Annotated in this window: 11 protein-coding genes; 6 read left to right on the forward strand and 5 right to left on the reverse strand. The window is 68.4% G+C overall.

Annotated features, from left to right (window positions below):
- Positions 1–113 precede the first annotated feature (113 nt).
- The 3 genes from I3K84_RS07540 to I3K84_RS07550 are packed head-to-tail and all read left to right on the forward strand — an operon-like array spanning position 114 to position 3,031.
- Positions 114–1,070 carry a phosphoglycerate mutase gene (locus I3K84_RS07540; protein WP_196995823.1) on the forward strand — a complete coding sequence of 319 codons (957 nt, stop codon included), beginning with the start codon at positions 114–116 and terminating at the stop codon, positions 1,068–1,070.
- Entirely contained in the window at positions 1,067–2,791 is a 1,725-nt protein-coding gene (recJ, locus tag I3K84_RS07545; protein WP_196995824.1) for a single-stranded-DNA-specific exonuclease RecJ, read from the forward strand. Before I3K84_RS07540 ends, recJ begins: the two co-directional genes overlap by 4 nt.
- A gap of 12 nt (positions 2,792–2,803) precedes the next feature.
- The gene (locus I3K84_RS07550) at positions 2,804–3,031 is read left to right on the forward strand and encodes a GNA1162 family protein (protein ID WP_231403469.1); all 228 of its coding nucleotides are present in this window, start codon (positions 2,804–2,806) and stop codon (positions 3,029–3,031) included.
- 108 nt (positions 3,032–3,139) lie between these two features.
- On the opposite strand, the gene I3K84_RS07555 is transcribed toward I3K84_RS07550, so the two are convergent.
- Complete coding sequence (locus I3K84_RS07555; protein WP_196995825.1) at positions 3,140–4,894, reverse strand: methyl-accepting chemotaxis protein; 1,755 nt, start codon at positions 4,892–4,894, stop codon at positions 3,140–3,142.
- A gap of 226 nt (positions 4,895–5,120) precedes the next feature.
- Between I3K84_RS07555 and I3K84_RS07560 the strand changes: the two genes are divergently transcribed.
- Together I3K84_RS07560 and I3K84_RS07565 are read left to right on the forward strand one after the other, a co-directional pair.
- Positions 5,121–5,999: a 3',5'-nucleoside bisphosphate phosphatase gene (locus I3K84_RS07560; RefSeq protein WP_047349830.1), complete on the forward strand. Its 879-nt coding sequence runs from the start codon at positions 5,121–5,123 to the stop codon at positions 5,997–5,999.
- Between the two features lie 15 nt (positions 6,000–6,014).
- Entirely contained in the window at positions 6,015–6,650 is a 636-nt protein-coding gene (locus I3K84_RS07565; RefSeq protein WP_015914083.1) for an L-threonylcarbamoyladenylate synthase, read from the forward strand.
- Between the two features lie 124 nt (positions 6,651–6,774).
- Here I3K84_RS07565 and I3K84_RS07570 read toward each other — a convergent pair whose 3' ends face one another.
- From I3K84_RS07570 to I3K84_RS07585, 4 genes are read right to left on the reverse strand one after another with little or no spacing between them, the layout of a single operon-like run.
- The gene (locus I3K84_RS07570; protein WP_196995826.1) at positions 6,775–8,844 is read right to left on the reverse strand and encodes a nitric oxide reductase activation protein NorD; all 2,070 of its coding nucleotides are present in this window, start codon (positions 8,842–8,844) and stop codon (positions 6,775–6,777) included.
- A 2-nt stretch (positions 8,845–8,846) separates the two neighbouring features.
- The gene (locus I3K84_RS07575) at positions 8,847–9,650 is read right to left on the reverse strand and encodes a CbbQ/NirQ/NorQ/GpvN family protein (RefSeq protein ID WP_196996081.1); all 804 of its coding nucleotides are present in this window, start codon (positions 9,648–9,650) and stop codon (positions 8,847–8,849) included.
- Between the two features lie 19 nt (positions 9,651–9,669).
- Positions 9,670–11,043: a cbb3-type cytochrome c oxidase subunit I gene (locus I3K84_RS07580; protein WP_103737081.1), complete on the reverse strand. Its 1,374-nt coding sequence runs from the start codon at positions 11,041–11,043 to the stop codon at positions 9,670–9,672.
- 30 nt (positions 11,044–11,073) lie between these two features.
- Complete coding sequence (locus I3K84_RS07585; protein WP_015914087.1) at positions 11,074–11,946, reverse strand: c-type cytochrome; 873 nt, start codon at positions 11,944–11,946, stop codon at positions 11,074–11,076.
- Between the two features lie 271 nt (positions 11,947–12,217).
- On the opposite strand from I3K84_RS07585, the gene I3K84_RS07590 reads away from it, so the two are divergent.
- Complete coding sequence (locus I3K84_RS07590; protein ID WP_015914089.1) at positions 12,218–12,904, forward strand: site-2 protease family protein; 687 nt, start codon at positions 12,218–12,220, stop codon at positions 12,902–12,904.
- Positions 12,905–12,919: the final 15 nt, after the last annotated feature.

Consider the following 12,919-nt stretch of genomic DNA (forward strand, 5'->3'; position numbering starts at 1 on the left):
CATCCTTGGCCGTAAAAGTGAGCGATCCAGTCTCTGTTGCACTTGTGACGCTTGCATGACGCTGTGGGTTTTGCGCCCACCGTCATCGGGTGCATCCGGGACAATACACCCCTATGTCGGACATGCCCCATTTACTCATCCCGCTGGCCGCCAGCCCGGCCCAGGGATGCCAGCAGGCGCTTGAAGGCCTGGAACTGCCCCAGTTGGACCGGCTGTTGGCCCGCCTGTCCAGCACCGGCCTGGACGCCGGCGCCGAGACGGACTTCGCCCCGCCCCACGAACGCGCCCTGGCCCGCCACCACGGCCTGCCCGCCACCAGCGAGGGCACCACGCCCTGGGCCGCGTGGCACCAGCACCAGCAGGTCAGCGCTCCCCATGCGGCCACCAGCGCCTGGGCCTTCATCACCCCTTGCCACTGGCAGGTCGGTGCCGACCATGTCACGCTGGGCGACCCGGCGTGGCTGCAGCTGGACGAGGCCGCCTCGCGTGCGCTGCTGGCCATCGTGGCGCCCTGGTTTGCCGAGGACGGCATCACGCTCGCCTACGACCAGCCGACGCGCTGGGTCGCGCAAGGTGCAGTGTTCGACAACCTGCCCACCGCGTCGCTGGACCGCGTGATACAGCGCGACGTGCGCGCCTGGATGCCCGACCCCGCCCGCGCGCGCCTGCTGCACCGCCTGCACAGCGAGATGCAGATGCTGCTGTACACCCACCCCTTCAACGACACGCGCGCGACCCAGGGCCTGCCGCCGGTCAATGCCTTCTGGGTGCACGGCGCAGGCGCCCTGCCCCAGCCACCCGCCCCCGTGCCGGCGCCCGAGATGCCCACCACCCTGCTGGACGCTGCGCTGCGCGAGGACTGGCACGCCTGGCGCCAGGCCTGGGCCGCGCTGGACGCCGGCCCCGTGGCGCGCCTGGCCGCGCATGTGGCGGGCGGCGGCGCGGCGCGCCTCACGCTGTGCGGCGAACGCGGCGCACAGTCCTGGCATACGGCGCCGCGCAGCCTGGGCCAGCGCATTCAGAGTCTTTTCAAGCCCCAGCGCTTTTCCAGCGTGCGCGAGCAGCTATGAAAATAGTAGCAAGAGACATCCCACCGCGCGTGGTCTGGGCGCTGGAGCAGGCCGGCGTGCACCCGCTGCTGGCACGCCTGTACGCGGCGCGCGGCATCCGCGCCAAGGAGGAGCTGGACGACGCCCTCGCCCGCCTGCTGCCGCCGGACACCCTCATGGGCGTGCGGCAGGCCGCGGCGCTGCTGGCCGACGCCATCAGCCAGGACCGGCGCCTGCTCATCGTGGCCGACTACGACTGCGACGGCGCCACTGCGTGCGCAGTGGGGGTGCGCGGCCTGCGCCTGCTGGGCGCACGCCATGTTCAGTATTTGGTGCCCGACCGCGTGGTGGACGGCTACGGCCTCACCGCCTCCATCGCGCAGCGCGTGCACGAGCGCGGCGCCGACGTGCTCATCACCGTGGACAACGGCATCGCCAGCATCGAGGGCGTGGCGCGCGCCAAGGCGCTGGGGCTGACCGTGCTCATCACCGACCACCACCTGCCCGGCCCCGAACTTCCCGCGGCCGACGCCATCGTCAACCCCAACCAGCCGGGCTGCGGCTTCGAGAGCAAATCCATCGCCGGCGTGGGCGTGATGTTCTATGTACTGATGGCGCTGCGCGCCGAGCTGCGCGCGCGCGGCGTGTTCGACAAGGCCACGCAACCCAAGCTGGAGCCGCTGCTGCCGCTGGTGGCCCTGGGCACCGTGGCCGATGTGGTGCGCCTGGACAACAACAACCGACGCCTGGTGGCACAGGGCTTGAAACGCATCCGCGCCGGCCAGATGCAGCCCGGCATCCAGGCCCTGTTCGACGCCGCCGGGCGCAAGGCCCCCGCGGCCACCACCTTCGACTTCGGCTTTGCCCTTGGGCCCCGCATCAATGCCGCGGGGCGCCTGGCCGACATGACGCTGGGCATCGAATGCCTGCTGACCGACGACCCGGCGCGCGCCGCCGACCTGGCCCGGCAACTGGATGCCATCAACCGCGAGCGGCGCGAGCTGGAAGGGGGCATGCGCGAGCAGGCCCTGCTGCTGGCCGAGAGCCTGTTCGACGAAGGCGAGGAGCCGCCGCCCGCCATCAGCGTGTTCGACCCGGACTTTCACGAGGGCGTGGTGGGCATCGTGGCCTCGCGGCTCAAGGACAAGCTGCACCGCCCCACCTTCGTGTTCGCTGCCAGCAGCGCGCCGGGCAAGGAGCATGAGCTGAAGGGTTCGGGGCGGTCCATCCCCGGTTTTCACCTGCGCGACGCGCTGGACCTGGTAGCCAAGCGCCACCCCGGCGTGATCCTGAAGTTCGGCGGCCACGCCATGGCGGCCGGCTGCACCGTGGCCGAGGAGCATTTCGACCTCTTCGAGCAGGCCTTCGCCCAGGTCGCACAGGAATGGCTGGATGCCGCGACGCTCACGCGCCGGCTGGAAACCGACGGCCCGCTGGCCCCGGAATACTGTCGTGCGGAACTGGTGGACACGCTGCACCGGGAGGTCTGGGGCCAGGGCTTTGCGCCGCCTACCTTCAGCGAGGAAGTGCAGGTGCTGAGCCAGCGCCTGGTGGGCGAGGCGCGCAACCACCTGTCTATCAAGCTGCTGCACCAGGGCCAGCCCGTGGACGCCATCTGGTTCGGCCACACCGACCCGCTGCCCGAACGGGCGTTGCTGGCCTTCCGGCTGGACGTGAACGAGTGGCGGGGCGAGCGGCGGGTGCAGTTTCTGGTGGAGGGACTGGAGTCGCCTGCAATGTGAACGGGCGAGCAACTGTGGTCCGGGGAGGCAACAGCCTCGAGTGCAGAAAACAAGCGTTCAAGCGGTGGCTTGGTGGGCATGCTGGTGTCTGCGCTCATTGACCAGATTGTGGAAACCTTGTCAGACCGCAGCGTGCAGATCGCCGAGGTCGCAAACGGCCGACTGCTGTATGCCGGCCGTCCGGGAGGACTATTGCATGGGCCACGCTCTCCCAAGTACGGAGCAGACAGCAAGCCATGACCACGTAACGTCCTAAGCGGCGTTGGGATGGCCAAAGGCGCGGCACAGGCCGCGCTTTTTTTGTCCCGACTGGGGACGGGCCGTACCAATGACGCTATTTTTTAGAGCTTAGAAGCTCTCCCATTCGCCATCCGCATCCGATGCCGCAGGCGTCTTGGCCGGCGCGATCTGGGGGGCGGACACCTTGGCGGCAGCCTTTGTCGGTGTGGGCTTGGCCAGCGTCGCGCGCGCCGGCGTTGCGGCCGGTGTCTTGACCGGGGCGGGCGCTACCGCTGGCGGCGCCACGCGGGCCGGGCTGCGGGGCGCCGCGACGGCGCCATTGCCCACGTTGAACACGGCCACTACCTGCGCCAGGCGCTGCGCCTGTTCATGCATGGCGGCGGCGGCGGCGCTGGACTCTTCCACCAGCGCGGCATTTTGCTGCGTCATCTGGTCCAGGTTCGCCACGGCCTGGTTCACCTGGCCGATGCCGTCGCGCTGCTCGGTGGACGAAGCGGTGATCTCGCCGATCAGGTCGCTCACGCGGCGCACGCTGTGCACGATGTCCTGCATGCTCTGGCCGGCCTGCTCCACCTGGGCCGATCCCGATTGCACGTTGTCCACGCTGGTGGTGATGAGCTGCTTGATCTCCTTGGCGGCCTCGGCGCTGCGCTGCGCCAGGCTGCGCACTTCACCCGCCACCACGGCAAAGCCGCGGCCTTGTTCGCCCGCGCGTGCGGCTTCCACGGCGGCGTTCAGCGCCAGGATATTGGTCTGGAAGGCAATGCCATCGATCACGCCGATGATGTCGGCGATCTTGCGGCTGGATTCGGTGATCTGTTGCATGCTGGTGACCACCTGGCCCACCACTTCGCCGCCACGCTCTGCGGCCTGCGCGGCGTTGGCGGCGAGTTGGTTGGCCTGGCGCGCGGTGTCGGCCGACTGGGTGACGGTGGCGGTGAGCTCTTCCATGCTGGCGGCCGTCTCTTCGAGGTTGGCCGCGGTCTGCTCGGTTCGCGCAGACAGTTCGTGGTTGCCCGTGGCGATCTGGCTGGACGCCGCCGAGACCGATTCCACGCCCGAGCGCACTTCGCCCACCACGCCGCGCAGACGTGCTCCCATGGCCGACAGCGAGCGCAGCAGGTGGCCCAGTTCGTCACGACGGTCATCGTGCACGTCTTGCGTCAAGTCGCCACCGGCAATCGCGTTAGCCAGCCCCACGGCCCGCTCCAGGGGATGCGTGATGGAGCCCACGAGCAGATTCGCCAACACCAGGCCCAAGACCACCACCACCGCGGCGATGCCCGCGCCCATCCACATGGCGCGCTGGTGCAAGGCCTGGGCCTCTTGCTTGGCGGCGTCGCGCTGGCGTTCTTGCAGTTGGACATAGGCGTCCTGTTCGCCCACGTAGCGCTCCACGGCGGGCAGCAGTTTGCTGTCCACCAGGGTCTGCGTGCGGGCGAAGTCGCCTTCGGCCCGGGCCTTGGTGGCCTCCGCCAGCGCGTCCAGCATCACCTTGCGGGCGGCGGCCACGCGTTCCATCTGGGCCTTGTCCTCCGCAGAGAAGGCCACGGCCTCCACCTGTTTTTGCAGGGCATTGATGGCCTCGATCCCCTGCTTGGCTTTCTTCTGCAGGCCCGACGCCAGGGTCTCGTCGGCCGAGGCCAGCGCGCTCACGGACTGGTCCACGGCCAGCATGGTCAGCCCTTTCCAGCGCAGGGCCAGGCTGATGCGGTCTTCGTTGGCCTGCACGATGCGCGCCGCCTCATCATCGAGCTGGGCGGTGTAGGCCAACAGGCCCGCCAGCAAAAGCAGCATGGAGACCAGCAGCCCCAGGACGAGGCCCCACAGTTTGCGGGCGACGGGGAAATGGTTGAAGTTCATGTTCTACGCAATCAGGGGCGTCGTGGCGCCATAGCGGTGGAAGGAGGCACACGGAGGAGGCACACGGGCGCAACAACCCGGCAGCCTGGACAAAAAGAGGCTCATATTGTCGCATTTATGCGCATTTGATTACAAATATTCGTCGCTGCCTGCAGCCCGACCCGTTTGTCACTGTGTTGCAACCACCACGACAACATGCCCTGCGGGCTCCCCCTAAAATGAAATCGTGTCCATCCTCCTCAATGCCGACCTTCACTGCCACTCCGTGGTGTCTGACGGCACCCTCACCCCCGAAGCGCTGGCAGCCCGTGCGCATGCCAACGGTGTAGCGCTGTGGGCGCTGACGGATCATGACGAGATCGGCGGCCAGCACCGCGCCGCCGCCGCCGCGCACGCGCTGGGCATGGACTACCTCACGGGCACCGAGATCTCGGTCACCTTCGCCGACACCACGGTGCATATCGTGGGACTGGGGTTCGACCCGGACAATGCACAACTCGCCCAGGGCCTCGCGGCCACGCGCGGCGGGCGCGGCGAACGGGCACAGGAGATGGCGCAGCAACTGGCGCACGTGGGTATCCGCGGCGCATTCGAAGGGGCGTTGCGCTACGCGGGCAACCCTGAACTGGTCTCGCGCACGCACTTTGCCCGCTTCCTCGTGGAGACCGGCGTGTGCCATGACACCTCCGAAGTGTTCCGGCGCTTTCTCACCGAGGGCAACCCCGGCTACGTACCCCACCGCTGGGCCACGCTGGGCAATGCGGTGCGCTGGATCCGCGAGGCCGGCGGCATGGCCGTGATCGCCCATCCTGCACGCTACCGATTCACGGCGAATGAGGAATACGCCTTGTTTTCCGAGTTCAAGCAGCACGGCGGCCAGGGCGTGGAAGTGGTGACCGGCAGCCATACGCCATCCGAATATCCCGTGTACGCCGCCATGGCGCAGGAGTTCGGCATGGCCGCCTCGCGCGGCAGCGACTTCCACAGCCCGAACGAATCACACACCGATCTGGGCGCCCTGCCGGATTTGCCAGGCCAGCTCACCCCCGTGTGGGAGCTGTTGTCCGATCGCATCCTGCGCGCCCCCCGCACCACTGCCGGCTGACCGCCGCGCCCCTCCATGGCCCAATATTTCGAGATCTACGCCGACAACCCGCAGCCGCGCCTGCTCAAGCAGGCCGCCACGCTGCTGTCGAGCGGCGGCATCCTGGCCGTGCCCACCGACTCCAGCTACGCGCTGGTCTGCCGCCTGGACGACAAGGACGCCGTGGACCGGATTCGTCGTATTCGGCAGATCAACGACAAGCACCACCTCACCCTGCTGTGCCGCGACCTGTCGGAACTGGCCAATTACGCGCATGTGGACAACCGCCAATATCGCCTGCTGAAGTTGGCCACGCCGGGGCCTTACACCTTCATCCTGGACGCCACCAAGGAAGTGCCGCGCCGCGTGAGCCATCCGCAGCGCAAGACCATCGGTCTGCGCGTGCCCGACCGCAAGGGCCTGCAGATGCTGCTGGAGCTGCACGGCGCGCCGCTGCTGGCCACCACACTGATCCCAGCGGGCGAAAGCGAGCCGCTGAACGACCCGCAGGAGATCCGCGAGCGCTTTGAAAAGCAGCTCGATGGCATCCTCGATGCGGGCGGCTGCCCGCTGGAGCCCACTACGGTGCTGGACCTCACGCCCATGAATACCGGCGGCGACCCCATCGTGGTGCGCGAAGGTGGTGGCAGCCTGGCCAAGCTGGGGCTTTAAGGGCACGCGCCCGGGCTTGGTGCGTGCCACAGCGGCGCAATGCGCCGACGGAAGAATCAGAACGTTTCAGGCCTCTAGCGCCCATCCAGCAAGCGTCAATAGCTACCAAAACAGTAGCAATCAGTCACACCACCACCAGCCGGCGCAGCCATTGCAGCAGCACCTGCGGCAGTTCCTCGGGCCGCGGCAGCAGCGCGTAGTGATGGGCACCGAACACCATGGGCAGATAGCGGGCCGCCTGGCGATCGATGGTCAGGCAAAACGGCGCAATGCCTTGCAGCCGCGCCTCGGTCACGGCCTGGCGCATGTCCTCCAGTCCATAGCGGCCTTCATAGGCGTCGATGTCGTTGGGCTTGCCATCGGACAGCAGCAACAGCAGGCGGTGCGCGGCCGGCTGGCGCATCAGCGTGCTGGCGGCATGGCGCAGCGCGGCGCCGGCGCGCGTGTAGTGCTCGGGCTCCAGACCGGCGATGCGCAGCGCAGCGTCTCGCCCGTAGGGCTGGTCAAAACGCTTGACGTTGCGCACCACCACCCCCTGCGGCCCCTCACCGGAGAACGCCTGCACCGCAAACGGCGCGCCCATGCCGTCCAGCGCCATGCTCACCAGCAGCAGCGCCTCACGCGCTACGTCCACCACGCGCCGGCCCGGCGCCACCCAGGCGTCGGTGGAGCCGCTCACATCCATGAGCACCAGCACCGCCAGGTCGCGGTGCAGGCGGCGCTCGCTGCGGTACAGGCGCTGGGGCAGCGGCAGGCCCGCGGCAAAGTCTGCGCGCGCCTCGATGCAAGCCTCCAGATCGATCTCGTCGCCGTCGAGCTGGCGGCGCACGGCCACGCGGCGGCTGCGCAATAGCTCGAACCGCCTGCGCACGGCGTGCAGCATGGCCCGGCGCTCATGCAGCGTGGCTTCCAACCAATCGGGCGCGCCCGGGGCTGCGTCGTGCAACCACACGGCGGCGCCGGGGCGGCGGTAGCTGCCGCTGGCGCCGTCCCACTCGGGGTAGTACAGAACGTCGACGCCCGGCGCGGCGGCCGCACCACCGCCCGCCCGCGCCTGGCGCGCCAGATGCTCCGGCGGGTCATCGGACAGCAGCACCTCCTTCGGACGGCCGGGCGTGGCCACGAGGCGCGCCTCGGGCAGTTCGGACAGCGCATCGGCGAACTCCTCCGCCGCCGTGCTGGCGTCGCGGTCGCTCGGGCGCTGCATGCCCATGGGGTCCGCGGCCTGCTCGTGCGGCTGGGCGGTCTGCACCATCCATGCACCGGGACCGTTCGCGTCGTCCTCATCGGGAAGCGCCTGGCGCACCTGCGGACGGCGCGCCAGACGGGCAGCATGGGTCGTGCCAGAGGCATCCTCTGCGCCGTCCGCCGTGGCGTGCGCAGGCGCGGGGGTAGCCGGCGTGCGCAGCTCGCCCAGCCACGCGTCGACCATGCACCAGCGCTGCTGGCGCGCGGGGGCCGCGGCCGGGCGCAGGCGCGAAGCGAGGGCACGTGCATGCGCCAGCACCTGTGGCGCCGGGGCCGGCAGCGATGGCATCAGGCCGGGAGGCCCGGCGCCCGCGGGTGGGCCGGCCAGCAGGGCGTGCGCCAGCGACTCCAGCGGTTGCAGGTGCGGCGGCAGCGCTGCCACCGCCGGGCGCGCTGCCAGCATTGCCTGCCGTAGGCGCGCCAGTGGCGCGGCCATGCCCGGCAGGCGCAGGGCCAGCGCGTGATCGGCCGCGTGGGCTTCGAGCAGTGCGAACAAGGCCCGCTCGAAACCGTCCACTGCCTGGGCAGCGCATGCTGGCGCCCCCCGCATCGCACGCATGCCGTGCACCAGCGCGAGCGTGCGGTAGCGCTCGTCGGCGGGGAGCGCGCCTTCCTTCCCCGCTTGCGCGCCGGGTATGTCCGTCAGCGCGGGGGGCAGCCACAGGTTGGCGCCGTCGGTGGCGGGCACGGCGTCGCGCTGGCTGGGGGCCTCTGCACGCTGCATCCAGCGCGAGAGGAAGGTAGGCGGAGCAGGCGGTTGCGCCGCGCGCAGCTGCAGGCGGATGCCCAGCGCGGCGCTTACCAACAGGTCCAGGCGCGGCGCCACATCGGCCAGATGCAGCCGGGGTGGGCCGGCCGGCGGGGGGCGGTGGCGGCGCCACAGCGCCTGGGCATAGATCGTGGCATGTCGCGCCGCGTCGGTGATGACGTCCTCGGCCTCGGCCATGGTCAGACGAAGGTGGCGTCGACAAGGTCGCGCATGGCGCCCACCAGCGATGCCTCGTCCGACAACGGCGCCACGATGGCGTGCAGACAGGCGCGGCGCAGGTCCACGCCGCGCACCGCCAGCTGCGCGGCCGCCACCAGCAGCCGCGTGCTAGGCACCTCGGCCAAGCCACGGTCCTGCAGTGCGCGCAGCCGCGTGGCAAGCTGCACCAGCGCGCGCGCCTCGGGCTCGGCAATGCCGCTTTCCTGCGCGACGATGCGCGCCTCTGTCTCGGGCGCGGGAAAGCCGAAGTCCAGTGCCACGAAGCGCTGGCGCGTGCTGGGCTTCAGGTCCTTGAGCATGCGCTGGTAGCCGGGGTTGTATGACACGATGAGCCCGAAGCCGGGCGCGGCCTCGACCACCTCGCCCGTCTTGTCGATGGGCAGGATGCGCCGGTGGTCGGTGAGCGGGTGCAATACCACTACCGTGTCCTGCCGCGCCTCCACCACTTCGTCCAAGTAGCACAGCGCGCCCTCGCGCACGGCGCGGGTCAGCGGCCCGTCGTGCCACACGGTGCCGCTGCCCTGGATGAGGAAGCGGCCGATCAGGTCGCTGGCGCTCAGGTCGTCATGGCAGGCGATGGTGATGAGCGGGCGCTTCAGGCGCCAGGCCATGTGCTCTACGAAGCGCGTCTTGCCGCAACCTGTGGGTCCCTTGAGCATGACGGCCAGGCCCTGTGCGTGGCACTGCGCGAAGACCTCGATCTCGTCGCCGCTGGGCAGGTAATAGGGGGGCTCCGGCGCAGGGGACGTTGCCGGGCGGGCCATTCCCGCCCCGCCCTGTAGATCAAATCGCTGCAGCACGGTGCGTATCGAGGGGACGGTCCACCGGATCGCTGGCGTTGACCTCCAGCCGCAGCGGGTGGCGGAAGAAATCGATGATGAACAACGCAACGCCAATCGCGAAGATGGACGCAGTGATGACCAGCATGACAAAGTGCACCTGGATCTTGAGTTGCGCATCCAGGTAGCCCATGCCCATGATGCGCTCCAGGTACACCTGCCCAATGCCCGCGGTGGCGAACGACAGCGTCATGCCGAACATGCCCGCCAGCTGCATCCAGAACGACAGGTAGCCCATGGCGGTGCCTTCCTCGGGCCTGCGTGTGAGGGCCGGCTGCGCATAGCTGATCATGGCCATCACGATCATCGCGTAGGCTCCGTAGAACGCCGCGTGCCCGTGCATGGCGGTAATGAGGGTGCCGTGCGTCCACTTGTTCACGCTGGGGAAAGTGTGGGCCAGGCCCAGCAGGCCGGCACCGAACAGCGTGAACACGGCGCTGCCCACCGTCCAGTGCAGCGCCAGCTTGTTGGGGTGGGCCATGCCCGAGCGGCGCATGGCGAAGTAGGCATACATGGCCATGCCCACCAGGGCCACGGGCTCCAGTGCGCTGAAGAAGCCCCCGATGGGCAGCCAGTACTGCGGCACGCCCACCCAGTAATAGTGGTGCGCCGTACCCAGGATGCCGGCAATGAACACCAGCCCCACGATGACATAGAGCCACTTTTCCATCACCTCGCGGTCGGCGCCCGACAGGCGGATCAGCAGGTACGCGAGGAAGCCGCCCTGGATCATCTCCCACACGCCCTCCACCCACAGGTGAATGGTCCACCACCGGTAGAAGATGGCCACGGTGTAGTTGTGAAACTCCAGCAACGCCGGCAGGTACAGCACCGCCGCCAGGCCCAGGCCGCCCAGCAGCACACCCTCCGGTGTCGTGAAACGGCCGGACTTGCGGATCGTCATGCCGACGTTGTAGAGGAACATGAGCATCACGATCACGATCACGATCTTGGAGGGCAGCGGCTGCTCCAGCAGCTTGTTGCCCGTACCCCAGCGAAACAGGTAGCCCACTACCGTGGCCACGCCCATCACCGTCCACAGCACGAGCTGGATGTAGGCCAGCCGTGTGCTGTGCAGTTCGGTGCGCGACTCGTCGGGCACCATCCAGTACGTGGCCCCCATGAAGCCACACAACACCCAGACGATCAGGATGTTGGTATGGATCATCTTGGTCACGTCGAACGGCAGGATGTACAGCAACGGGTCCGGCCCCAGGTACTTGGTGGCCGACAGCAGGCCGAACACCAGCTGCAGCCCGAACAGGGCCACGGCCACGGCGAAGTACCAGTAGGCGACGGATTGGGACTTGTATCTCATGGCGGACTCCGGCGATGGCTGCGGGCGTGCTTACTTCATGGACATCAGGTAGGCCACGAGCTGGTCGATCTGCTCGGCCGTGAGGTCCTTGGCGTAGGTCGTGGGCATGAAAGAGGTCCCATCAGCCGAGTACATGGGCCCGGGCACCAGGTGCGCGCTGGGCGAAACGATGGACTCATGCAAGTAGGCCGCCACATCCTTGGCCTGGCCCTTGTAGTCGGCCGAGCCCAGCAGTGCCTCGGTGCGGCCCTTCACACCTGCGAGGGACGGCCCGGCCATGTTCACGCCGGGCGCGGTGGAGTGGCAGGCGGTGCAGGCGGGCGTGGCCGTGCGGAATACCCGCTCGCCCAGGGCAATCGGGTCCTCGTTGCCCGACAGCGGGCGCGCACCGGGGGGCGCAGCGATGCCGCCCCGTTCGATCTTCGCGTCGTCCGCCTGCTGCGCGGCGCTGCGGTCAGCCCCCGGCAGTGTGGAGCCCGTCACGAGGATGGGCCGCGGCGGCCATCCCTGGTTGTCCACGTTGCTGACCCAGTCGAAGAAGGCGATGAGCCCGGCAATGTCTTCGTCGCTCAGGTCTTGCTTGGGCATCAGGCGACGGTGGCGCTGCTCGTCGTAGAACTTGGAAGGATCCTTCAGGTAAGCCTTCAGATAAGCCTCGCCGCGCAGCTTGGTGATCTTGGTCAGATCGGGCGCGTAGTAGGCGCCTTCGCCAAAGATGGTGTGGCAGTTGATGCAGTTGTTCTTGTGCCAGACATCCTTGCCGTGCACGACCGCCGGAGTGATGGACTCGGCATTGGTCAGCGCATCGAACTTGCGGTGGCTGTCAAAAGTGAGGAGGAGGAACACCGCCGCCGAGATGCCCGTGGCGACGATGGCGAAAAGACGCGTCTGGCGCTTGTTCATGGGGCCCTCCCTTTCACACGCCGATGCCAGACCAGTACATGACGGCCATGGTGCCGGCGTAGGCCATGGCCACGACCATCAGCAGCACCACAACGAGCGCAAACACCTTCACAGGCAGATACCAGGCATGCATGGGGTGGCCTCCTCTAGCTTGTTGTTTGGCCGACGCGCCGTGGGAACGCGCGCCACTGCCGTGCATAGTGACCGCCTGTCCAGCATGCGAGTGTCGGACAACTGCCCGTGCGCTGTCAGACAGGAAGCCGCAGCGCGCATGGGCGACAATCGGCGGGTGCCCATGACCGACCTTATCCAGACCGTCCTCATCTACGCCCTGCCGGTGCTGTTTGCCATCACCGTGCACGAAGCCGCGCACGGCTATGCCGCCCGCCACTTTGGCGACAACACCGCGCTGATGATGGGCCGTATCACGCTCAACCCTCTCAAGCACATCGACCCGGTGGGCACCGTGCTCATGCCGCTGCTGCTGTATTTCGCCACCTCGGGGGCGTTTCTGTTTGGCTATGCCAAGCCCGTGCCGGTGAACTTCAGCCAATTGCGCCACCCCAAGCGCGACATGATCTGGGTGGCGCTGGCGGGTCCGGCATCCAACTTCATCCAGGCCATCGGCTGGGCGCTGCTGTTGGTCGCGCTGGTCGCCACCGGCACACAGGAGCGCTTCTTCCTGGAGATGGCGCGCGCCGGCATTGCCGTCAACCTCGTAATGTGGGCGTTCAACCTGTTTCCGCTGCCACCCCTGGACGGGGGGCGCATCCTCGTCGGCCTGCTGCCGTGGAAGCAAGCCCATTTTCTCTCGCGCATCGAACCCTACGGCTTCTTCATCGTGCTTGCACTGGTGGTGGCGGGCGTCGTGGGCGCGCTGTGGCTGCGCCCCCTGATGGCGCTGGGCTACAGCGCCATCAACCTCATGCTGTCGCCACTGGTCGCGCTGCTGCGCTGACCGGCTCCTTCTCTG

It is taken from the genome of Diaphorobacter sp. JS3051, from assembly GCF_015832135.1.
GTDB lineage: Bacteria > Pseudomonadota > Gammaproteobacteria > Burkholderiales > Burkholderiaceae_C > Diaphorobacter > Diaphorobacter nitroreducens.

Excerpts from the sequence above, each read along its gene's own strand:
- I3K84_RS07555 (WP_196995825.1), bottom strand. The coding sequence starts at position 4,894 with ATGAACTTCAACCATTTCCCCGTCGCCCGCAAACTGTGGGGCCTCGTC.
- I3K84_RS07580 (WP_103737081.1), bottom strand. The coding sequence starts at position 11,043 with ATGAGATACAAGTCCCAATCCGTCGCCTACTGGTACTTCGCCGTGGCC.
- I3K84_RS07565 (WP_015914083.1), top strand. The coding sequence starts at position 6,015 with ATGGCCCAATATTTCGAGATCTACGCCGACAACCCGCAGCCGCGCCTG.
- I3K84_RS07575 (WP_196996081.1), bottom strand. The coding sequence starts at position 9,650 with ATGGCCCGCCCGGCAACGTCCCCTGCGCCGGAGCCCCCCTATTACCTG.
- I3K84_RS07585 (WP_015914087.1), bottom strand. The coding sequence starts at position 11,946 with ATGAACAAGCGCCAGACGCGTCTTTTCGCCATCGTCGCCACGGGCATC.
- I3K84_RS07570 (WP_196995826.1), bottom strand. The coding sequence starts at position 8,844 with ATGGCCGAGGCCGAGGACGTCATCACCGACGCGGCGCGACATGCCACG.
- I3K84_RS07590 (WP_015914089.1), top strand. The coding sequence starts at position 12,218 with ATGGGCGACAATCGGCGGGTGCCCATGACCGACCTTATCCAGACCGTC.
- I3K84_RS07540 (WP_196995823.1), top strand. The coding sequence starts at position 114 with ATGTCGGACATGCCCCATTTACTCATCCCGCTGGCCGCCAGCCCGGCC.
- recJ (WP_196995824.1), top strand. The coding sequence starts at position 1,067 with ATGAAAATAGTAGCAAGAGACATCCCACCGCGCGTGGTCTGGGCGCTG.